The sequence below is a fragment of the Halobacillus amylolyticus genome, from assembly GCF_022921115.1.
Taxonomy (GTDB): Bacteria; Bacillota; Bacilli; order Bacillales; family Halobacillaceae; genus Halobacillus_A; species Halobacillus_A amylolyticus.
Window position 1 is genome coordinate 1490583 of the sequence record NZ_CP095075.1, and the last position, 22232, is coordinate 1512814.

The 22232-nt window shown below is 41.3% G+C and carries 26 protein-coding genes, 1 tRNA gene and 1 pseudogene; 14 read left to right on the forward strand and 14 right to left on the reverse strand.

What is annotated here, in order from left to right; translation table 11 throughout:
• Positions 1 to 56 precede the first annotated feature (56 nt).
• From queC to queE, 3 genes are read left to right on the forward strand one after another with little or no spacing between them, the layout of a single operon-like run.
• Positions 57 to 722 carry a 7-cyano-7-deazaguanine synthase QueC gene (queC, locus tag MUO15_RS07840; protein ID WP_245034979.1) on the forward strand — a complete coding sequence of 222 codons (666 nt, stop codon included), beginning with the start codon at positions 57 to 59 and terminating at the stop codon, positions 720 to 722.
• On the forward strand, positions 722 to 1195 hold the full coding sequence (queD, locus tag MUO15_RS07845; RefSeq protein WP_245034980.1) for a 6-carboxytetrahydropterin synthase QueD: 474 nt from the start codon (positions 722 to 724) through the stop codon (positions 1193 to 1195). The genes queC and queD overlap by 1 nt, the downstream gene beginning before the upstream one ends.
• Positions 1188 to 1916: a 7-carboxy-7-deazaguanine synthase QueE gene (gene queE, locus MUO15_RS07850; RefSeq protein WP_245034982.1), complete on the forward strand. Its 729-nt coding sequence runs from the start codon at positions 1188 to 1190 to the stop codon at positions 1914 to 1916. The genes queD and queE overlap by 8 nt, the downstream gene beginning before the upstream one ends.
• A gap of 48 nt (positions 1917 to 1964) precedes the next feature.
• On the opposite strand, the gene MUO15_RS07855 is transcribed toward queE, so the two are convergent.
• Entirely contained in the window at positions 1965 to 2129 is a 165-nt protein-coding gene (locus MUO15_RS07855) for a YqaE/Pmp3 family membrane protein (RefSeq protein WP_245034984.1), read from the reverse strand.
• Between the two features lie 61 nt (positions 2130 to 2190).
• A complete protein-coding gene (locus MUO15_RS07860) occupies positions 2191 to 2892 on the reverse strand; it encodes a phosphatase PAP2 family protein (RefSeq protein ID WP_245034985.1) in 702 nt (233 codons plus the stop codon).
• A gap of 182 nt (positions 2893 to 3074) precedes the next feature.
• Between MUO15_RS07860 and MUO15_RS07865 the strand changes: the two genes are divergently transcribed.
• From MUO15_RS07865 to MUO15_RS07890, 6 genes and pseudogenes are all read left to right on the forward strand, one after another.
• Positions 3075 to 3899 (forward strand): M55 family metallopeptidase, encoded by an 825-nt coding sequence (locus tag MUO15_RS07865; protein ID WP_245034986.1) that lies wholly within the window; start codon positions 3075 to 3077, stop codon positions 3897 to 3899.
• A 121-nt stretch (positions 3900 to 4020) separates the two neighbouring features.
• Positions 4021 to 4940 (forward strand): annotated as a pseudogene (locus MUO15_RS07870) (S66 peptidase family protein).
• Between the two features lie 93 nt (positions 4941 to 5033).
• A complete protein-coding gene (locus tag MUO15_RS07875; RefSeq protein ID WP_245034988.1) occupies positions 5034 to 5630 on the forward strand; it encodes a phospholipase D-like domain-containing protein in 597 nt (198 codons plus the stop codon).
• A 222-nt stretch (positions 5631 to 5852) separates the two neighbouring features.
• Entirely contained in the window at positions 5853 to 6767 is a 915-nt protein-coding gene (gene cyoE / locus MUO15_RS07880) for a heme o synthase (RefSeq protein WP_245034989.1), read from the forward strand.
• Positions 6768 to 6810: 43 nt separating this feature from the next.
• Positions 6811 to 7347, forward strand: a complete 537-nt coding sequence (locus MUO15_RS07885; protein WP_245034990.1) for a DUF420 domain-containing protein — start codon at positions 6811 to 6813, stop codon at positions 7345 to 7347.
• Between the two features lie 207 nt (positions 7348 to 7554).
• Positions 7555 to 7627 (forward strand) — tRNA-Ala (locus MUO15_RS07890).
• Positions 7628 to 7883: 256 nt separating this feature from the next.
• Here the strand turns inward: MUO15_RS07890 and MUO15_RS07895 are convergent.
• From MUO15_RS07895 to MUO15_RS07935, 9 genes are all read right to left on the reverse strand, one after another.
• Complete coding sequence (locus MUO15_RS07895) at positions 7884 to 9296, reverse strand: sodium:solute symporter family protein (protein WP_245034991.1); 1413 nt, start codon at positions 9294 to 9296, stop codon at positions 7884 to 7886.
• Positions 9297 to 9658: 362 nt separating this feature from the next.
• Complete coding sequence (locus MUO15_RS07900) at positions 9659 to 10240, reverse strand: anthranilate synthase component II (protein WP_245034993.1); 582 nt, start codon at positions 10238 to 10240, stop codon at positions 9659 to 9661.
• Positions 10241 to 10277: 37 nt separating this feature from the next.
• A complete protein-coding gene (gene trpA / locus MUO15_RS07905) occupies positions 10278 to 11078 on the reverse strand; it encodes a tryptophan synthase subunit alpha (RefSeq protein ID WP_245034994.1) in 801 nt (266 codons plus the stop codon).
• A 1-nt stretch (position 11079) separates the two neighbouring features.
• A complete protein-coding gene (trpB, locus tag MUO15_RS07910; protein WP_396266328.1) occupies positions 11080 to 12273 on the reverse strand; it encodes a tryptophan synthase subunit beta in 1194 nt (397 codons plus the stop codon).
• Positions 12248 to 12910 carry a phosphoribosylanthranilate isomerase gene (locus MUO15_RS07915; RefSeq protein WP_245034995.1) on the reverse strand — a complete coding sequence of 221 codons (663 nt, stop codon included), beginning with the start codon at positions 12908 to 12910 and terminating at the stop codon, positions 12248 to 12250. Before MUO15_RS07915 ends, trpB begins: the two co-directional genes overlap by 26 nt.
• On the reverse strand, positions 12910 to 13671 hold the full coding sequence (gene trpC, locus MUO15_RS07920) for an indole-3-glycerol phosphate synthase TrpC (protein WP_245034996.1): 762 nt from the start codon (positions 13669 to 13671) through the stop codon (positions 12910 to 12912). Before trpC ends, MUO15_RS07915 begins: the two co-directional genes overlap by 1 nt.
• Entirely contained in the window at positions 13664 to 14686 is a 1023-nt protein-coding gene (trpD, locus tag MUO15_RS07925) for an anthranilate phosphoribosyltransferase (RefSeq protein ID WP_245034998.1), read from the reverse strand. The genes trpC and trpD overlap by 8 nt, the downstream gene beginning before the upstream one ends.
• Complete coding sequence (gene trpE, locus MUO15_RS07930) at positions 14683 to 16197, reverse strand: anthranilate synthase component I (RefSeq protein WP_245035906.1); 1515 nt, start codon at positions 16195 to 16197, stop codon at positions 14683 to 14685. Before trpE ends, trpD begins: the two co-directional genes overlap by 4 nt.
• Before the next feature lie 333 nt (positions 16198 to 16530).
• Positions 16531 to 16932, reverse strand: a complete 402-nt coding sequence (locus tag MUO15_RS07935) for a GNAT family N-acetyltransferase (protein ID WP_245034999.1) — start codon at positions 16930 to 16932, stop codon at positions 16531 to 16533.
• Positions 16933 to 17211: 279 nt separating this feature from the next.
• Between MUO15_RS07935 and MUO15_RS07940 the strand changes: the two genes are divergently transcribed.
• Together MUO15_RS07940 and MUO15_RS07945 are read left to right on the forward strand one after the other, a co-directional pair.
• Positions 17212 to 17697, forward strand: a complete 486-nt coding sequence (locus MUO15_RS07940; RefSeq protein WP_245035000.1) for a hypothetical protein — start codon at positions 17212 to 17214, stop codon at positions 17695 to 17697.
• 104 nt (positions 17698 to 17801) lie between these two features.
• A complete protein-coding gene (locus tag MUO15_RS07945; RefSeq protein WP_318036209.1) occupies positions 17802 to 18917 on the forward strand; it encodes an oxidoreductase in 1116 nt (371 codons plus the stop codon).
• A 292-nt stretch (positions 18918 to 19209) separates the two neighbouring features.
• Here the strand turns inward: MUO15_RS07945 and MUO15_RS07950 are convergent, their stop codons facing one another.
• Complete coding sequence (locus tag MUO15_RS07950; RefSeq protein WP_245035001.1) at positions 19210 to 19422, reverse strand: hypothetical protein; 213 nt, start codon at positions 19420 to 19422, stop codon at positions 19210 to 19212.
• A 191-nt stretch (positions 19423 to 19613) separates the two neighbouring features.
• Between MUO15_RS07950 and MUO15_RS07955 the strand changes: the two genes are divergently transcribed.
• The 3 genes from MUO15_RS07955 to MUO15_RS07965 are packed head-to-tail and all read left to right on the forward strand — an operon-like array spanning position 19614 to position 20871.
• Positions 19614 to 20204, forward strand: coding sequence for a TetR/AcrR family transcriptional regulator (locus MUO15_RS07955; RefSeq protein WP_245035002.1), 591 nt, complete (start codon positions 19614 to 19616; stop codon positions 20202 to 20204).
• 2 nt (positions 20205 to 20206) lie between these two features.
• Positions 20207 to 20557 (forward strand): DMT family transporter, encoded by a 351-nt coding sequence (locus MUO15_RS07960; RefSeq protein ID WP_245035004.1) that lies wholly within the window; start codon positions 20207 to 20209, stop codon positions 20555 to 20557.
• Positions 20557 to 20871 (forward strand): DMT family transporter, encoded by a 315-nt coding sequence (locus MUO15_RS07965; RefSeq protein ID WP_245035006.1) that lies wholly within the window; start codon positions 20557 to 20559, stop codon positions 20869 to 20871. Before MUO15_RS07960 ends, MUO15_RS07965 begins: the two co-directional genes overlap by 1 nt.
• Before the next feature lie 414 nt (positions 20872 to 21285).
• On the opposite strand, the gene msrA is transcribed toward MUO15_RS07965, so the two are convergent.
• Positions 21286 to 21981, reverse strand: a complete 696-nt coding sequence (gene msrA / locus MUO15_RS07970; RefSeq protein WP_245035007.1) for a peptide-methionine (S)-S-oxide reductase MsrA — start codon at positions 21979 to 21981, stop codon at positions 21286 to 21288.
• Positions 21982 to 22049: 68 nt separating this feature from the next.
• Positions 22050 to 22229, reverse strand: coding sequence for a DNA mismatch repair protein MutS (locus MUO15_RS07975; RefSeq protein WP_245035008.1), 180 nt, complete (start codon positions 22227 to 22229; stop codon positions 22050 to 22052).
• Positions 22230 to 22232: the final 3 nt, after the last annotated feature.

The following is a 22232-nucleotide window of genomic DNA, read 5'->3' on the forward strand; positions in this document are numbered from 1 at the left end:
CTCCAAGCGCCTCTACTCGTGCGCTTTAAGCTTTTCCTTGAAAGGAGAATTTTTTTATGAATAAAAATAAAGCCGTTGTTGTGTTTAGCGGGGGACAGGATAGTACGACTTGTCTGTTCTGGGCTCTTGAAAAGTATGATGAAGTCGAGGCTGTAACATTTGATTATAATCAACGGCACAATGAAGAAATCGAAGTGGCAAGAGAGATTGCTGCTGATCTTAATGTGAATCATCATGTGTTGGATATGTCTTTGTTAAGCCAGTTAGCACCAAATGCCTTAACAAGAGATGACATTGACGTAAAAGATGGCGAGGACGGAGAATTGCCTTCCACTTTCGTACCTGGTCGTAATTTATTGTTCTTATCCTTTGCTTCTATTCTCGCAAAACAGGTCGGGGCAAAGCACGTGATTACAGGCGTTTGTGAAACAGACTTTAGCGGCTATCCAGATTGCCGTGATGTCTTTATAAAATCACTAAACGTAACATTGAACTTATCAATGGATGATCAATTCGTCGTTCACACACCGCTCATGTGGCTTGATAAAGCGCAAACGTGGGAGCTTGCTGATGATTTGGACGCCTTCACCTATGTTCGTGAAAAAACGTTGACGTGTTACAACGGTGTTCGTGGGGATGGATGCGGAGAGTGCCCAGCTTGCAAACTCAGACAAAACGGCCTTGAAACCTACCTCGATCAGCGGAAAGAGGTGAATCGCTAATGCATCAATATGGTTTTACCATTGTCGAGAACTTGCAAAAAATTGATGAAGATATTAAACGTCATGAATTGAAATATCATAACAGGCGTGTACTCGTCAGCAAAGAGTTTACCTTTGACGCCGCCCATCACTTACATTGCTATGAAGGAAAGTGCAAAAATCTCCACGGACACACGTATAAAGTCATTTTCGGCATTAGCGGCTTTGTTGATGAGATTGGCCTCGTCATCGATTTCGGTGATATTAAGAAGATTTGGAAAGAGCAAATCGAAATTCATCTTGATCATCGCTACCTAAACGATACGCTGCCTCAAATGAATACAACGGCAGAGAATATGGTCGTCTGGGTTTATGAAAAAATGGAAGAAGCCGTACAACAAGAACGAGACGATCTGCGGGTTGAATTTGTTCAGCTTTATGAAACACCCACAAGCTATGCTGAAGTAAGACGGGAGTGGATGGGTCATGAATAAGTTTCCCATATTAGAAATTTTCGGTCCTACGATTCAAGGGGAAGGAATGGTTGTAGGAAGAAAAACGATGTTTGTTCGAACAGCAGGATGCGACTATAGCTGCTCTTGGTGTGATTCCGCCTTTACGTGGGATGGCAGTGCCAAGGAAGAAGTCCATCGTTTAACGGCTGAAGAGATTGTGCAGCAGCTTCGAGAAACAGGCGGTGACCATTTTGACCATGTGACTATTTCGGGCGGCAATCCTGCCCTGCTCAAAAACCTTCATGAGTTGATCAACTCCCTTCACGAATTGGACATTGAAGTTGCACTTGAAACACAGGGCAGCCGCTGGCAAGACTGGTTTCTTACCATTGATGACTTAACGATTTCACCTAAACCCCCAAGCTCGAAGATGAATACAAATTGGCATGTGTTAGATGAGATCATTCAGCAGCTGGAAACCAATGATCGACTGTCACACACAAGCCTGAAGGTAGTTATTTTTAGTGAAGAAGATCTCGCTTATGCGGAACAGGTTCATCAAAGATATCCTTCCATCTCTTTCTTCCTCCAAGTGGGGAATGATGATTTAGAGGAATCTCAAGCCTCTCGCCTGGCTACAGATCTTTTAACAAAATATGAATGGCTCATTGATCAAGTTGTCGCATCAACAACACTCAATCATGTCCGTGTCTTACCACAAGTACATGCATTACTTTGGGGAAATAAACGCGGTGTGTAAATGAAAAAAGGAGTTCACAGATTACCTTCTCGTGAACTCCTTTTATATTTATCCTTTTCGACTATCATAATGACCTTTTACAACAACGGCAGCATGAACGGCGCCTGGCACGTAAAAGATCAATGTTAAGATCAAATTCAGTAAGGCTTTCATTGGTTTTCCAGTCAATAGCACAGCTAACGGCGGTAGTAGTATCGCTAAAATATATAACATCCTTGTTCCAACTCCTTCTTTACAACTTGCTTATCTTACTTATACCCATCAATTGACTTACCTAACCTACCGATTTTCTTTGACGTCTTCTCTGTCTCCATATCGTTAGTTCTAACGCCCCAATACAAATGAATAACCAGGAAAGACCTAGCAAAAGACCAGCTATTATGTCTGTAAAGAAATGGACACCTAAATAAACACGACTAAGAGCGACGAGTAAAATGACGGTTGCCAATAGAATATTAATCGGCCATTTCCATCTTTTATCTAAAGGGCTGATGACAGTAAGGTAGATCAAGAATCCATAAAAAGTTGCGGCCCCTGTCGTATGACCACTTGGAAAACTAAAGCCTGTTCCATCATATTGCACCAACGTATCAGGACGCTGTCTTTCAAACATCAGCTTTAATCCTTTAGTCAACAGACTAATTCCGATCATATTTACACCAAAATAGACGGTTACCCATGCACTGAACGAGGAGAAAAACAGTAAATAGATCGCTAACACTATAGAAGCTACTGTAATAATCGGTACTGCCCCTGCTTCCGTGATCCAACCTACCACAATAGAAAGCTGCCCTGTACTGATCGTATTCACTAGATCTGTGGCAATTTGATCAGCAGCGAATTTCTCCTTTTCCATTACATCTTCAGCTATTTCTATAAAAATAAAAAAAGCACTACCAACCGATATAAACCCTGCTATAATCAAAATGATAGCTATACGAGGAAGATCAGAAAGCCTCGTCCCGGAAAATAACATAAAAAAACACCTCGCACGAAAATACCTGACTGCTATTCTTATATCCTTACTATTCCCCTGCCATCTTTAAATAAAACACAGTTTAAAATCTATAATTTTTCACTTAATAAAATTTGTCATATCTGTTATACATTGATACTATTATTTGAAAATTAATGAAATTAAAAGGAGATGCTATTCCTATGAAATTGTACATATCTGTGGACATGGAAGGAGTAACTGGTCTGCCCGATGCCACCTTTGTAGAGTCAACCAAACATAATTACGAACGTGGTCGTAAACTAATGACAGATGAAACGAATGATGTGATCCAGTCTGCTTTTGACGAAAAGGTTTCAGAAATAATCGTTAACGACAGCCACTCCAAAATGAATAATTTGCTGGTAGAATACCTTCACCCAGAAGCCCAGCTCATCACTGGGGATGTCAAACCTTTTTCAATGGTGCAAGGGTTGGATCACTTGTATGATGGTGCAATCTTTGTAGGCTACCATGCCCGAGCAGGCCAAAGAGGTGTCATGTCACACTCCATGACTTCTGCTGTCCGAAACTTTTTCATCGATGAAGTCGTTGTCGGTGAACTTGGACTGAATGCCTACTTTGCAGGGTACTTTGGAGTTCCCATACTTATGGTTGCGGGTGATGATATGGCGACACAGGAAGCGGAAAAGCTGATTCCTAACATTGTCACAGCCCCTGTAAAAGAAACCATTTCACGCTCCGCAGTTAAAACGTTATCACCGAAAAAAGCCGGTGAGCTACTTAAGCGTAAAACGGCGGAAGCGATCGATAAACGCAGTCAAATTCAACCACTGGTTCCTCCTTCCCACCCGACGCTTCGGATTGAATTTGCTAATTATGGTCAGGCCGAGTGGGCAAGCCTCATGCCAGGCACAAAAATGGAATCAAACTCAACTATTGTTTCATTTAAAGCAAAAGACATTCGTGAAGCCTATCAAGCGATGTTGGTGATGACAGAACTTGCTACACGTACAACATTTAGTTAATGAATATGACAGTACTTCTCTAAAGATTCACACGCATATAATAGCTGTGTAGCCTGTGTAAAACAGAAAGAGGGCCCGTTTACGCGCATGGGGTCTCTTTTTACTATCGGAGGGAAAACCTATGTTACTTCCTAAAAGACTAAAGCATGGAGACACAATTGGTGTAATCGCGCCTGCCAGCCCGCCAAATTTGGAAAGCTTACAACGTTCCATCCACTTTTTAAATCAACTAGGCTTACAAGTCAAAATAGCCCCACATGTTCATTGTAAATATGGATATTTGGCTGGCACAGATGAACAGCGTCTCGAAGACCTTCACACAATGTTTGCAGATCGGTTCACTAACGGGATTATATGTGCAGGCGGTGGGTACGGAACGAGCAGAATTGCTTCCATGATTGATTACAAGTTTATTAAACGGAATCCAAAAATCTTTTGGGGCTACAGTGATATTACGTTTTTACATAATGCTATTCGCCAAAAGACTGGGCTCGTCACTTTTCACGGGCCTATGCTTAGTTCAGACGTTGGCAAGGAAAACTTCGATCCATTTTCTCAATCAATGTTTAACCAGCTCTTTGAACCCATGTTTTTGACTTACTCTGAAGCCATCACTCCTCTACGTACCATCAGTCCTGGCGAAGCTAGCGGGGAAATCGTCGGGGGAATTTATCTTTACTCGTGAATTCAATTGGATCAGCTTACGAAATTGATACGAAAAATAAACTACTGCTGATTGAGGATGTTGGTGAAGAGCCTTATCGGATTGATTCCTTTTTAAGCCAGCTAAAACTTGCCGGCAAATTAGAGGAGGCAGCCGGGATTATTGTTGGTGATTTTAGTAAAGCTGAACCGAAGAAGCCTGACGAATCATTAACACTACAACAAGTTTTCAATTTCTATTTCTCTCACCTTAACAAGCCTGTGCTGTCAGGATTTAAGATCGGTCACTGCTTGCCACACTTTGCTGTGCCATTAGGGACAAAGGCTACACTTTCAAGTTTAACAAAAACATTGCAGATTGAACCCGGTGTAACTTGACGGAAGTGCTGCTTGTTCTCATATCAATGTTTCAAAGAATAGGACAAAAAGGAGGAAACATATACTTAATCATCATCAAAAAGGGGCGATATTATGGAATTGTTAGCTGCCGCAGGTGCAACAACTGTCATCATAGGTTCCATTACTTATGGATTCTACAAATTTGCAGGAAAAGACAAACCTGTAGAAGTGGAACCAGCCCAAGTAGACTACATTTTTTCTAAATCAAATAAATCCCCAAAACAGAAAGTAATTAATGTGATCGATAACTCGGAAAAGTCTTTAGATATTGCCATGTTTTTGTTAACGGAAGGTGATTTTGTCACACATATCTCCAAGGCTACACAAAGAGGGGTAAATGTCCGAGTTATTACGGATAAAACACAGGTTGTTGATCAAACAAAGCAAACAGCAAATATCCAAAAGTTAATTCAATCAGGTGTACCTGTTAAGATTAATACCCATGAAGGCAATATGCATCTAAAAGTTATGATTTCAGATAAAAAGCTTACCACCTCAGGTTCCTATAATTTCACATATTCTGCCGAGAATAAAAATGATGAAGTCCTCGTTATTATAAAAAGTAAAAAGATTGCAGAGGAGTGGACCGATAAATTTAATGAAATGTGGAACGACAGCACACAGTATAGCCCCTATCCTTATGACTCCCAAGAAAAGCGCGCATTGTGAAAACAAGCTTGCCATCTACTTAAGATGGCAAGCTTATTTTTTTGTAAGGAATGTACTCCCGAGAAATCTAAAAAGTCTAAAAATGTATAAAAATTGTTCACAAAGGTTCGACATCTTTTTGACTAAAATAGGATTCCCCTCCCCCTAAAACAAATTCCTGTTAGAATGGTATAAATGACTTAGATTAATTCATGTGAGATTTAATAGAAAAGGGGAACCAATATGAAGAGTAGAGAAGCCATTGTAGAAGATTCTCTTTCTATAAAAACATCTATTACCTGGGGCATGTTGAAGGCTATCGTAAAAGATGGAATCGTCAAGTCTAACCTTTTAGGAATGTTTGCCGGACTGTCTGTGGCTCTATCCATCTATAATGTGAGTTTTGTTAATAATATTTTGATCATATTCCTGGCGTTTTTCGGTACAACATTTGTCGTTGGCGGGGCTGGAGCAATTAACAATTATTATGACCGGGATATTGATGCCATCATGAAAAGAACGATGGAAAGACCAACAGTCACGGGTTCCGTTACACCTAAATTTGCGTTATGGCTCGGAGTTGTACTTGCCGTTGTTGGCATCGTCCTATTATTTTTCATTTCCAGTCTAACAGCGTTTGTAGGTTTTCTAGGACTGTTTCTTTATTTAGTTCCTTATACGATGTGGACGAAAAGAAAAACCATCTATAATACAGAAGTTGGCAGCTTATCAGGCGCCATTGCACCATTAATTGGCTGGGCTGCCATCGCACCTGAGCTTATCCATCCCGTTTCCATCGGGTTATTTATGTTAATGTTTCTATGGCAGCCCCCACATTTCTATGCGATCGCGATAAGAAGGTTAGAAGATTACAAAAACGCAAAAGTACCGATGCTACCGGTGATTAAAGGCATCCGCCGTACAAAAGTTCATACGTTCATTTATTTGGTACTATTACTTGCCTCTTCTTTCCTATTTTTATCATTCAGTAAAATTGTTGCCTTCGCCATGTTTGGACTAACTCTTGCTTGGATAATCATAGGATTTATCAGCTTTCGTAAAGTGGAGGACTATAAATGGGGAACAATGATGTTTGTTTTTTCTCTCAATCATTTAACCATCCTATTTTCCCTGTTAATTATAGTTTCATTTATCTAAACGAGTTCACAAATGGATAATATAGTCAAAAGGGGATTTATAAATGAATAATCACACATCCAGTAAAAAAAATTATACAGGCATCGTTGTAACGCTTACGATCGTGATTAATGGGTTAATTGCCCTGCTTTTCTTTATGCCGAAGTTTGATCAATTCAGTCATTTAGAGGTAACATTTTTGCCCTTGCTGAATGCTGTCCTGAATAGCTTCACATTCATCTTTTTACTAGCAGCGCTGATTATGATTAAACAGCGAAACATTAAAGCACATAAACGCTTTGTGTTGGCTGCTTTTACAACAACCTTTTTCTTCTTGCTCTCGTACCTTACCTACCATGCGATTGCTGAATCGACGCACTTTGGGGCAGATGGATTTATTATGTATCTATATTACTTTATTTTAATTTCACATATATTACTATCCATTGCCATTGTTCCACTAGCCTTAATTACTCTATTCCGTGGTTTGACCCGGCAAGATGAACGTCATAAAAAAATCGCCCGCTGGACAATGCCCATCTGGTTATATGTAAGCCTAACAGGGGTTATTGTTTATTTAATGATCTCGCCTTATTATTGAAAAAGGGATTTTTCAAGTCCATGGGCACGGACCGGTCAGTGACTAAATTTTCAAATGTGCAAATATGGACTGATTTCGCAATTAAGCGAAATTATGTGCAATTATTCCAAATAGAATGCAATAGACATTTTCGTGCAATTAAGTTTTTGTAAAAAAGTATTGAATCGATAAAGTGAAAAAGGTATAATAAAAATTGTCGATTCAGACGGGGCATTAGCTCAGCTGGGAGAGCGCTACACTGGCAGTGTAGAGGTCAGCGGTTCGAGCCCGCTATGCTCCACTAATACAGAAATGTTTAAAGCCCTTGCTATGCAGGGGTTTTCCTTATGTAACTCATTAACGCAATACATGTAAAAAACCACTTGTCGACGAATTGTTGACCAAAAATCACCTTAGCGGGTACTTCAAAATCTATTTATAGTGAAAACAAGCTGATCACCTATTAGATATAGGTGATCAGCTTGTTTGATTTATATTCCTTCCCCTTATTAAAGTTAACTTTCAGCAGTCACAAGTAAAATCAGAAGGCTTTATCATTAAGCATTCACCGGTTCACGAGTCCGGCTATCGCCATTCGTTGTCATTAAAGTAACTACAATCAATACGATAATAGCGACCGGAACCGCTATAACAACACTGTTGATTTCAAACGGTTTTTGCAAAATAACTTCCCACGTTAATGTTGTAACAACACCTGCAAGCATGGATGAAATCCCGCCAGCTGCATTCACGCGTTTCCAGAAGAATACGGCGAGCAACGCTGGGGTTAAACCGGCTCCATAAACTGTGTAGGCATACATTTGTACACTAAGTACTGTTGGGAAGTAGCTGATTAATAGATAAGAGAAAACGCCGAGTGCTACGATAAAGATTCTTGTCATGCTTAGTAGTTTTTTATCGGAAGCCTCTTTATTAATATAATTTCCGTAAATATCATACGTTAAGTTTGTTGCAGCTGACAATAAATAAGAGTTTCCTGTCGTAATGATAAAGGACGCTGCAGAGGCTAGCAAGATTCCGCCAATCACTGTAGGCATTGCAAGCGTTGTTGCCATTAATGCCATGCCTGGATCAATATTCGGGAAGATGGAACGAGAGGCAAACGCAATAATCGAGATCGATGGCGAAATGATAATCATGGCGATTAGCCAACCGATTTGTCCCTTTTTAGCTGAACTATCCCCTTTAGATGATGCCAAACGTTGATACATGTTTTGGTCACCTAGCAGTAGAAATAGAGATGGCAGCAGGAAACCCAACAGTTGAATCGTTGTTAGTCCGCCAGTCGCTGTCATGTGAGACTCAGGCACATTAGCAACTATGTCTCCCCAGCCGCCTGCTACTGCGATGATCGTTGGTACGGTGATAATAAGTCCTCCCACCATTAGGAACCCACTAATTGCATCGGTTTGGGATACAGAACGAAGCCCGCCAACCATTGCTAGGAAGATAATCATAATACCGCCAAGCAAGGTTCCTAGTTCCACTGACATCCCTGTTGTTAAGTTTAAAATAAATCCGAAACCTTTCATTTGGTAAGAAACAATACCCACATAGGCAAGAATAATAATCACACTTGCAAGGTTCCGTGATTTACGGCCATATTTGGCTTGAAGAATGCCGGAAACCGTAAATTTGCCGAATTCGCGGATTTTTGGTGCGATAACATAAAGAATGATGATACCAATTAAAGTAGGAAGCATCAAAAATAGTGCCGGCCATATTCCATAGCTGAAGGCCATTGATGTTTCTCCGCCAGAAATACTCCCACTACCTGTCCATGTAGCAAGCAGAGTTCCCATTAAAACAAACGGTCCTAAACTTTTCCCCGCCAGAACGAAGTCTTCACTTCCTGATATTTTTTTCGACATAAAGATTCCAATTGCGATCATTACAACGGCGTAAAGTCCAATATACCAAAGTAACGTTGGATCATTTTGTAATTCCATAACTATACACTCAACTCCCAAGATAATAAAATTGAATTCGTACATGCTAGTCTAGACCATTATTTACGATTATTTTTCGTGTTATGTGAGCTCTGTAAACACAACGTATTCTAACCTAACATACTTTTAAAGATTGTGAAAATAGCTATCTCATTCGCAAAAATATCATATTTATCGGTTTTTTAGTATGTAAATATTTTCACAAAGTGTTGTAACACTTTGATCACATAGGTTCCAGAAATAGCGTAACTCTTGGGAAATTTCTAATAAATTTCTAAAAGACTCTTAAAAGTCGCAAAAAATTAAGTCCAAAGACCTAAAAAAGCCTGCTAGCTTTTATAAAGCTAGCAGGCTAATATTTATTAAATTAATGCTTTAACACGTTGTTTAATTAAATTCATCAGTAACGTCTTCCCATCACCTGTTCCAATCGATTCAGGGTGGAATTGGACCCCTTCGATCGGTAAATCAGTATGGCGAATCCCCATAATTTCACCTTCTACAGTGGCAGCCACCACTTCAAAGCACTCCGGCAATCCGTCAAGGTCAACGATCAGTGAATGGTAGCGCATGGCTTCCATCGGATTACTTAAGTCTTGATAAATCCCTTGTCCGTCATGATGGATTTGTGACGACTTTCCATGCATCAACTTATCGGCCCGAATGACTTTTCCACCAAAGCTTTGGGCAAGTGCCTGGTGACCAAGACAGACCCCAAATATCGGTATTCGGGTTTTGTAGTAGTCAATAACATCCATCGTGATACCTGTCTCATCTGGTGAACAAGGTCCAGGTGACAGAAAAAGCAGATCCGGCTTTAACCGTTCAATTTCTTCTATCGTCACCTCATTATTGCGTCGTACGACAATGTCTTCCCCAAGCTCTCCTAAATATTGAACGAGGTTATATGTGAATGAATCATAATGATCGATCATGTAAATCAACTCAGCTCAGCTCCTCTTCACTCATCTTCTTAACTCTTTACTTCACAAGCTCGTGGACTTCTTGATAGAAGCGATCCAATGCTTCCGCTTCGGCTCCATTTTCAAGTTCTTCAAGCTTGTCTTCAATTAACCTTATGATTTTACTTCCGATAATCACTCCATCTGCATGCTCACGTACGAGTTTTACATGTTGATTCGTCGAAATCCCGAATCCTACAGCCACAGGCACAGAACTGTGCTCTTTTACTTTTTTAATAAAAGTCAGTACATCTGCAGACATGTCATTTCGTTCACCTGTTACCCCAAGGGTCGATACACAATAAAGAAAGCCTTTCGCATCCTCAGCAATTTGCTTGATGCGTGTATCGGAGTTTGGGGCCACTAGTGAGATAAATTCAACATTACGATCAGCAGCAAGCTTCCGTATCTCCTCGCTTTCTTCATATGGGAGATCAGGAATAAGAACACCTTCTGCCCCATTTTCATCAAGCAACTCAAAGAAACGCTGGTAGCCTAGCTGCAGAACAGGATTAAAATAAGTGAAAATTACGACAGGAATCTCTACACCCGCACGTCGCAGCTGAGGCACAAGTTTAATGGCCTTCGTCAACGACATGTCATTTTTTAAGGCACGTTTTGCTGCTCGTTGAATCGTAGGACCGTCTGCTAGTGGATCAGAATAAGGAATTCCAAGTTCAAGCACGTCCGCACCCGCTTCTTGCAAACGCAAAGCAAACTCAATCGTAAGCTCAGGGCTTGGGTCGCCAGCTACAATAAAAGGAATAAACAAATCGTCCGTTTTCGTTAGTTTTCCTTGGAATGATGTCTTCGTCAGCATGTTATTTCTCCTCCTGAAAGTGCTCCATTAATGTGGACATATCTTTATCTCCGCGGCCGGAAAGGTTGATTAAAATCGTTTGATCCGAACTCATTTCTCCGGCTTCCTTAAAAGCTTGTGCCAACGCATGGGCACTTTCAATCGCGGGAATGATTCCTTCTTGTTCCGTCAAAAGTTTCAAAGCATCTAGTGCTTCCTGGTCTGTAATCGACTCATACCTCACCCGTTTCGTTTGGAAAAGATGGGCATGTTCAGGCCCAATCCCTGGATAGTCAAGCCCTGCTGAGATGGAATAAGGCTCGGTAATTTGTCCATTTTCATCCTGCATTAAATACGTTAGTGAACCGTGAATCACACCAGGATTCCCTTTGGTCAATGTAGCTGCATGCTCAGGCGTATCAATGCCTTTCCCTGCAGCTTCCACGCCGATCAATTCAGGCGAACCTTCGAGGAAAGGATAGAACATCCCCATCGCATTGCTTCCCCCGCCAACACAGGCATAAATGCGGTCAGGCATGTTCGTTTCCACTTCTAAAAACTGCTGTTTTGATTCATCGCCTATCACACGCTGGAAATCCCTAACCATTTTTGGATACGGATGCGGTCCGACGACAGAGCCGATTAAGTAGAAGTGATCCTCACAATTCGCAACCCAGTAGCGAATCGCTTCATTAGTTGCATCCTTCAATGTGCCATTCCCGCTTGAAACCGGAATCACTTTCGCTCCAAGCAGCTTCATACGGAATACATTCAGCTCTTGACGACGGATATCTTCTTCCCCCATATAAACCTGGCATTCGAGTCCGAACTTAGCTGCTACTGTGGCCGAGGCAACACCATGTTGACCCGCTCCTGTTTCAGCGATGATTTTCTTTTTGCCCATTCTCTTAGCCAAAAGCCCTTGACCAATCGCATTGTTCATTTTATGGGCACCTGTATGATTTAGATCTTCACGTTTTAAATAAATTTTAGCGCCGCCTAAATGTTCCGTCATTTGATCAGCAAAGCTTAAGGAAGTAGGGCGTCCGGCATATTCCTTCAGTACATTATGATACTCTTGAACGAAATCAGGATCACCCATTGCTTTCGTCAGCTCTTCTTCCAGCTCTTGTAATGGTCCCATCAACGTCTCTGGAACATACTTGCCTCCAAAATCCCCAAATCGGCCTTTAACGTCCGGAAAAACTTGCAACATGATGCCCCACCTCTTTCATTACGGCTTGAATTTTATTAATATCCTTCTGTTCATTCGTTTCAATTCCACTTGATACATCGATTCCTTCTGGCTCATGTGTCATCAGCTGATCGATATTCTCAGGTTTAATCCCGCCTGCGATGAAACAAGATACATTTTGGTCGCTAGCCATTTCCTTATAACTTTGGATCGCATCCCAATCAAACTGAATGCCAGTTCCACCGTAGGCACCGTCTACTTTCGAATCGATGACGTAGCCATCTGCTACTCCTTGAAAAAGATCCATCTGCTCTCCCCCGTTTGCTTGATGATGAATCACCTTCCAAACGGGCAGCCCGAAGGATTCTTTGATCTTTAACACTTCAGAAACGGTCTCATTGCCATGAAGTTGTATGACATCAAGCGGCGCAAACGCCAACACTTCATCCAGCTGGTCAATAGAAGGATCGACAAAGACACCGACGAGCTTCTGCTTTGGCCTGACCCTACTAATCCACCTGCCGACCTGCTCCGGCCGCACGTAACGCTTTGTCTTATTAACGAAAATAAAACCGAGGTGTGTGGCTGATGAGGAGGCCGTTTTTTCAACATCACTAAGAGACCGATTCCCGCAAAATTTCACTAACGGTTCATACATCACACATTCACCCCATTCATCAGCTTTCCAACTGCTTGTTTAATATTGTCCTGGCGCATGAGGGACTCACCTACTAATACCGCTTCCGCACCATAACTTGCGACCTGCTTCATATCGTCATGAGTGAAAATTCCACTTTCAGAAACGAGCAGCGACTCCTTTGGAACAAGCTCCGCCATCCGCCTCGTTTGCTCAAGTGATGTTTCAAACGTGTGCAAGTTACGATTATTAATCCCTACCATCTCTGGGGTAAACTCCTTCAACAATCCTTCGAGCGTTTCCTCACTATGCACCTCAACTAGCACTTCTAGTCCCGCTTCATATGCCTGCGAATAAAGTTCATGTAATTTGCTCGCTTCCATCGCTTCCCCAATTAACAAAATGGCATCAGCCCCAATTAACTGACTTTCAGCGACCTGAACCGGGTCGATAATGAAATCCTTCCTCATCACCGGTACATTCACAGACTTTTTAATATCAGTCAAGAAATCACGATGTCCTTGGAAGAAATGCTGATCCGTAAGCACGGAAATTGCCTGCACACCCGCATCTGAATACTGCCTCCCGACCATCACGTGGTTAAAATCATCCCGAATAATCCCTTTTGAAGGAGAGGCTTTCTTCACCTCAGCAATCAACCCTGCAGCATAAGGAGACTGTTTCAAGGAGTGATAGAATGATTGCTTTGTTACTTGCGCTTGCTCTGGCAAGTATATCGTTTCAATTTCTTGTTTTTTGATAGCTAAAATGGTTTCAAGCATACTGACGATTCTCCTCTTCTCCCTGAATCGATGCGAAATACGTTTGTACGCTTCCGCTCTTAATCGCATCTTGAACACGTTTTACGCCGTCCGTTAAGTCGGAAGCTTTTCCTGCCACATACAGACCTGCTGCAGCGTTCATCGTTACGATGGTCATGGCACTCTCATTGGCTTCGCCTATGATGACTTGCTTAATTAAATCGGCACTTTGTTGACTATCAGTAATTTGAATATCCTCAAGCTTTCCTCTTGATAAGCCGAGTTCTTCAGGTGTAATCGTAAACCTATGAACCTCACCATCTTTTAACTCAACTAAGTCAGTGACACCCGTCATGGTGATTTCATCCAATCCATCCCTGCCGGTAGCCAATAACACGTGCTTAGAGCCTAGCTTGTTTAGCGTTTCTGCCATCTTTTCAGCGTAGGCCGTATCATAAATGCCAATGAGCTGACGCTTGGCGTTCGCCGGATTGGCCATGGGACCTAGGAGGTTAAAAACCGTGCGAAAACCTAGTTCTTGCCGTGCTGGCACAGCGTGCTTCATCGCCTGATGATAGTTTGGGGCGAACAAAAAGGTCATCCCTTTTTCCGAAATCGCCTTGGCTCCCTGCTCCGGGGTCGTATCAATCGGGATGCCTAAAGCTTCTAACACATCAGCACTGCCGCTTTTTGACGACACTTTACGGTTGCCGTGCTTAGCGACTTTCACATCCAGTGCTGCTAATATGATCGAAACGGCTGTCGATATGTTAAAGGTGGAGCTGCTGTCGCCCCCTGTTCCGCATGTATCAACGATGTCATTTTGCTCTAACTCGAGTTCCGTCATGTTCGCGCGCATCGCCCGGACGAAGCCAGTCATTTCCTCAACGGACTCTCCTCTGTGACGCATGACAGAAAGCATACTCATGAGCTGCCCTGTCGATACTTCCCCTTTCATGATTTGGTTCATTGTTACATAGGCTTCTTCTTCTGTTAGGATATCTCCCTCTACTATTCTGCTCAATTGTTGTTTCATTTCATCTCAGCTCCTTCTCTACTCTGCTCAAATAAATACTCTGCTAACTCAATCGTTCTTTTTAAAGCACTCGCTTTATTCAATGTTTCCTGATATTCAGCTTCTGGATCCGAATCGGCTACAATGCCAGCCCCTGCCTGAACGTACACTTTCCCATTGACGAGTGTCATTGTTCGGATTGTGATACAGGAGTCAATATTGCCGTCAAATCCTAAATATACAATTCCTCCGCCGTAAAGATGACGTGGAGTTGGTTCTAATTCCCTTAAAATTTGCATGGCTCGAACCTTTGGTGCTCCTGACAGCGTTCCTGCTGGAAAAGCTGATATTAGGGCATCAATAGGTGAAATCTCTTCTTTAAGCTGGCCTGTCACCTTGCTAATGATGTGCATGACCTTTGAAAAACGTCCGATCGTCATATAATCATGGACGTTTACGGTTCCGTATTCGGATACCCGCCCGATATCGTTTCTGGCTAAATCAACAAGCATACGGTGTTCGGCTTGCTCTTTCTCATCAGCAAGCAACTCCTCAGCAAGTGCATCATCTTCCTCTTGTGTAGCACCACGTTTTCTCGTACCGGCGATCGGATGGATCTCAAGTTCACGACCCTGTACCTGTAACAATCGTTCCGGTGAGCTGCCAATGACTTCAACGTCCTGAAAGTGTAAATAGAACATATATGGGGAGGGATTCACTTTTCTTAAAACCCGATAAAGTTCAAAGCCGCTTCTATTTGTTATCGCCTCAAAACGCTGGGATAAAACAGCTTGAAAGATATCACCCGCTCGGATGTACTCTTTGATGTTTTTTACGTCCATCTTAAAGGCAGGCTTATCATAATTACTTGTCAATTCAATCGAGTGTGATTGTTCATCATCGTCTTCATCTGCCAACATTAAATCCGGTAAAAAGCTTTGTTCTTTTAACGCCCGTCCTACGGATTGCAATCTTTCTTTTGCAGAATTGTAGACCTGCATTTCATCTGATCTATCATCAAGCCTTGCATAGGTTAAGATCGTCGTTTCCTTTGTTTTATGATGATAGGCAATGAGCGTCTGGCAAAATAACAGATGATAATTGGATAGGTTAACCTCATCATCAAGTGCCTTATCAACAGGTTCATAATCGGAGATCCCATCATAAGCGATATAGCCTACAGCTCCACCCTTAAATGGCAGTGGCACTTCTGCCGGTTTTACTCGGAGGGCTTCCACAGTGTCCTCAAAAGCCCCCTTCAAAGAGGATCTGCCCTCCTCTTCCCCTGTGTGAAAATCATGGATGATGAATTGATCTTCATTTTGTTGAATATCAATCATCGGATCTAAACCAATGAACGAAAAATTAGACCATGGTGATTCAGGGTCTTGACTCTCAAGCATATAGACTGCTTCTTCTTTTAAGGCGTGAAACATGTGAATTGGTGTTAGCGTGTCGGTATAAAACGTTTGGGTAATTGGAATCGTGTGGTATTCCTTTGTGCTTTCGAGGAACGATTCCATTGTGGTCATACTCATATATGCTCACCTCTCCATAAAAGTTTTTATGGAAAATGAGATGTTGAGGGGCAAAAAATTAGTGGATGAAACATTTTTAAAAATTGGCTCAGACCATCGAAAAACCCTCATCGTGCAGGTCCTGTCGATCCCTTAGCTCTCTCTGCTCTTCTCATCCTAATTTCCTCAACTCATCTAATCTCATTCTCTACTCTTCGTACTTTCAAATAGTGTATTAAATTCTGATAATAAAGTCAAACACAAAGAAATAGCCTAACAACCATTTATCCCCACCTCAGGTCATCCAGATTCTGGATGACCTGAGGTGGGGATTTTTGTAATTTTTGACTATACGCTTTCCTCTGCTGATTTTCTAAATCCGTGAAAACGGCGGAAGCCACGATTGGTATAATATTCTTGAGAAGCACTCGTAGCAAGCATCTCAATTCTTGTACTTGGGTAACATTCATGTGCCAAATTAATTAATTGTTGTCCAATCCCTAGCTTACGGTAATTTTCCATAACTAGAACTTCACAAATATATAATGTAATCGCACCGTCAGTCAGCCCACGTAAATATCCAATTACATCGTTTCCATCTAAAGCTACTAACGCTGGATCTGAATTAAGTAAAGCTTGGATCGTTTCTTGACTTTTTCCAGCTAGATTGTCCCATCCTTCTTGTTCAAGTAAAGACTTGATCACATCAAAGTCATTCTCCTGAAACGTGCGAATTACAAAATTATTCATTGGATACTCCCCTTTTTAATAGATATTATAAACCACTGACCCGCATCTTCCTTCTTTCAAACCCTTTTCTTTAGTTAACTCTTTATGAGTTTGAAATGTTGCCTCCTATACCACCTAATCATATAACGATAGACCCCCTGACTTGGTTTCACATGAACGTCATTAATCTATTTATATTTTTCTTAACAGCAAGTTTAGTGGTTTTTCTTCTGTTTAAACATTTGTGCTAAAATATATCCTAGACATGTAGATGTTGCTTAATGTAGGGAGTGTATGAATGTGAAAGTCATCAAAAGATTATCTGTTGCGATTGCTTTTGTTCTATTAGCAGGTTGTTCATCTGGGCCTGATCTTTCTCTAAGTCATTTGAAAAACCTTTACCCTGAAACCTTTGCTGCTCCAATCGAGGCTTTGTCAGAAGAAAAACAACAAAAATTAGGGTTGCCTCAAGAATTGCCTTTTAAATTGCAATCACTCGAAGCTACGGTCGAAGAGGATGAAGTCGAAGTCGTTTATCAATCAAAAACTGCGAATAAGGCTCTTGTTCGTACAATTTTTAATCCTGGCAGCGACTTAGAGGAATCCGAATTACAAATCCCTCTTGATTCAGGGATCGTTGCGGGTGTTCAAGAACGAGAAGATCACGTTTTCATCGAATGGTATAGTGGGGAGAAAGATGTTATTTATCAACTCGAATATTCATCGGAAGCGAAAAAGGAAGAACGCTTGAAACAAGCCATGGAAATAACCAATTCTATAGAATAACCTAATCCGTCACCTTATTCGTGACGGCTTTCTTCACTCTTAAAGTTAGTTTAACTATCTCGATTTCTGGATAAATGAAGATTAGCGTAGAAAAGGAGATGAGTATGATGAAGGAAGAATACACTACTTTATTTGAAGAACTGCCAATCAACCAAACATTGCTTAACAATCGTTATGTAGTTGCACCTATGACGAGAATTAGTGCCGAAAACAACGGGAGAGCCAATGAAACAATGAAGAAATATTATGAGCGCTACGCCAAAGGTGGATTTGGGACAATCATTACGGAGGGAATTTACCCCGATGAAAAATATTCTCAAGGATATCATAACCAGCCTGGTCTTGCGAACGTTGATCAAATGAATTCTTGGAAGCCGGTCGTAGAAGGCGTCCACAAGCATGGAGCTGCTTTTATAGCACAGCTTATGCATGCCGGATCGCAATCTCAAGGCAACATTCATGCGAATGATACTATATCTCCATCTGCCGTACCGCCAAAGGGAGATATGATCCCCCTTTACGGCGGAGAAGGTCCCTATCCAACCCCTATTGAAATGACCCACGCGAACATGGAGCAGGTCAAACAAGGGTTTGTTACGGCCGCTATTAATGCCAAGGAAGCAGGCTTTGATGGCGTAGAAATCCATGGAGCGAACGGTTATCTGCTAGATGAATTCCTTACCGATTATATGAACCATCGCGAAGATCAGTACGGAGGAGCTACGGAAAATAGAGTCCGCCTTCTAACAGAGATCATTATTGAAGTAAGAAAAGCAGTAGGGAAAGAATTTATTGTTGGCATACGGATATCACAAGGGAAGGTCACAGACTCTGATCATCGCTGGGCCCTCGGAGAAAGTGATGCTGATACCATCTTCTCAAGCTTAGATGATACCCCTCTTGATTATATTCATGTCACAGATGCTGATGGAACCAAGTCGAGCTTTGGAGAAGGAAGTAAATCCATCGCTGCAGCAGCTAAACAGTATAGCAGCTTGCCAATCATAGCAAATGGCCAGTTACAGGACCCAGCTATAGCTAGTTCCTTAGTGCAGGAAGATAAAGCAGATTTAATTAGTCTAGCTACAAGTGCTTTACAAAATCCAGACCTTCCTAACCGAGTGAAGCAAAATGCAGCAATCACCCCTTTCGATTTTGAATCGATTATGCTTCCAAAAGCTTATATTAAAGAACACGAATTAAAAAAGGAGATCATATAAGAACAAAACACCAAGAAGACTGTCTTCTTGGTGTTTTGATTATGAAAATCGAAATAGTGAGTTTTTTAGAAGAAGGCTCCTTTAGTAAAGAGTGTTGTTTTTGTATAGGAAGACGGCAGAGGGAAATATGCGAACTGTTAATCCGTCCTTTTCTACAGGTCAAAAAATTACTTTAAATAGCAACAAACTTTTAGAAACCAACCTAAAAGATGCTCCAACTGCTGAGTTTACAGATATGAATATCCTATAAACAAAACACCGATCCATATACTAAGGAATATGGGTCGGTGTTTTACACTTCACTTGAAGGTTTCTCATAGCCCTTCCCTACAATTTGTACCTGTTTTAAATTTCCAATACTGTCGAAGTCAATTGCCAACGTATCTCCCGTTTTCGCGAATGCAATTAATCGTTCTTTCAGTACTAGAAACTCACTTTTCCCTGCATCCTCCTGAACCAATATTGCATATGAACCGTCATAACGATCCAACTTGTATCTATTCACGGACATGTCCCCTTCTACCGAAATTGTATGAACGTTCGAAAAATTCCCTTCTAAGTTTTATATACCCTTCTCCTTCTTCGATAAACGTGTCGAAGATTGTAAAAAGCAATCTTCTCCTCTAGACAAACAAAAACATCGATGATATGATCAAACTACCGACCGTTAGTTAGTGAGTGAGTGAGGGGTTCAAAATGTCAAAACAAAAAATTATAGATGTCAGTCTTGAGTGTTTTGCTTATCATGGCTATGAAAATACAAGTCTTACAGATATTGCTTCCAAAGTAGGAATCAAGAAACCGTCTCTTTACAATCACTTTTCCAGTAAAGAAGAAATTTTCCTTGAAGTATTGAAGGAAGTAGCTGTTAAAGAATCCGAACATTTCCAAGCCTTTACGAGACAAACTGGTGATCAACCCGTCAAACAGCGACTTGAGAAAGTCTATCATTTCTATGTTGATCACATGGCAAACTCAACCGAAGGCACGTTCTTTAAGCGTTTTACTTTCTTTCCGCCTGAAGACTTCTCCGATGAAATTAAACAAGTATTTCTTCAAGTAGAAGAACAGGCGAATGACATTATCCGCCCTATTTTTAAGCAGGGGATGGATGAAGGAACATTGCGCCATCTGCCCATTGATGAAACACTATCTGCTTTCTACACGCTGATCGATGGACTATTTTTGGAAGAAAATTTCTACGATAAAGATACACTGGCTAAGCGAGAGCAAGCCAGCTTTAAAATATTTTGGCTTGGGGTGCAAAAATCAAGCGAGGAGGATTAACTATGGCCTGGATCTATTTATTCATAGGGGCCCTGTTCGAAATTGGCTGGGCCGTTGGGCTGAAAATGTCAGAAGGCTTTACAAGACCCATTATTTCCGGGTTTACACTATTATCAATATTCATTAGCTTCTTTTTATTTACAAAAGCATTAAAAATGATCGACATCGGCACAGGATACGCCATCTTCACAGGAATTGGCGCTGCCGGTACAGCCGTAATCGGAATGGCATTTCTTGGCGATATCAAAAGCGCTGGAAAGGTCTTTTTTATTGCCGTTTTAATCTTTGGGATTATTGGGTTGAAAATGTCAGATACGCCAAAGGTGGAAGTTCTTACTGAGGAGGGGTTATAATGTCTTGGATCTTTTTACTTCTTGCCGGTACAGGTGAAATGTTCGGCATGTTATTCCTCAAGCTTTCAGATGGATTTCGCAAACGAATCCCGACTTTGCTGGCCATTGTTTCAGGTGGATTAAGTTTATACTTCCTATCCCTCTCGCTTAAAGAATTACCTATTGGCACGGCATATGGGATCTGGACAGGAATAGGGTCTGTCGGAACAGTGCTGCTTGGTATTCTATTATTTAACGAAAAGGCAAGCGTACAACGGCTCTTTTTTATTGGTTGTATTATCGCCGGTGTTGTCGGGTTAAAGCTTGTTTCTTAATCGGGCAATTTTTCTACTAGATATACGCAAAACGTATTGCAATCGTCCTAGATAGCAAGTAAAATAAAAAAGGAAAATTCTAGCGATTAGACAAAATCCGATCCCTTTCCTGAAACAATTGATAAAATAAGGTAGATTTCGATTCATTGCATTATCTTTCACCATTCATTGTAGGGATCTCTTACAGGTCATACGTCTATAGAGTATAGAACACATTATTCCTTGGAGGGCTCTTTAATGAGAAAAGTACTATTTGCAATCTTGCTACTCATTGTCTTTTCATTCGGGTTCGTCGGTTATACTGATCTTCAATCAAAGCCGACAATGACTGAACCTACTGAAGCGGAACAGTATTAAGAGGAAACATTAACATAGTAAAACCCGCTATCTGGCCGTCCCAGACAGCGGGTTTTCTTATTGTGATTCTTTTTCAGGTAGATCTAACTTACGATCTTCTCCCCACGTCTCTTCTAAATAATCATCACGTCCGGAGTTTCCACGGTAAAATTTATATCTTAACTCATTTTTCTTATAATAATCCTGGTGATATTCCTCTGCCCGATAGAATTCTTCTGCAGGGCTGATAGGTGTAACAATTTCCCCTTCAAAACGTCCTGACTCAGCCATCTCTTGTTTAGACTGCTTTGCTAGCTTTTGCTGCTTTTCAGAGTTGTAAAAAATGGCAGTCGTATATTGATAGCCTCGATCAACAAACTGTCCTCCATCATCAGTAGGATTAATCTGCCTCCAAAACACATCTAACAATTGTTCATACGTAATCACATCTGGGTCGAAGTACACTTGGACAGCTTCAAGATGCCCTGTCCCGCCAGCCGATACTTCCTCATAGGTAGGATTCTCTGTCTCTCCCCCTGTGTAACCGGAAACTACTTCTTTTACACCTTTAAGCTTTTCAAAGGGCGGTTCCATACACCAGAAACAACCGCCGGCAAAGGTAGCCACTTTATAATCATCCGGTATATCCTCTGCTGAGACCACTTCACTTTCATAATTTCGTTTTGTCAAGTACGCATAGGCTTCTGGAATAACGAGCGCGCCGGCAATGACTAGGATTCCTGATATCACAAACCACTTGATACGCTTGCTCATATGATCACCTCAATGAATATGGTTACTTTTATCATAGCATGCATGCAGGGGTATAACGAGGGAACTGCTTATTCCTCTTCATCTAGATTCAATCCTTCTATATGCTTTCTCTCCATTTGATGCTTGATTTTTCGATATGACTTCGATTTAAAAATAATGTCAAAATCATAGTCAGCTGGGTAAAGTTCGCTAGCTGGGATGTGCAGCTTTAGCCGCTTATGGTTAATCGTTTGCTTTAATTTGGACAATAT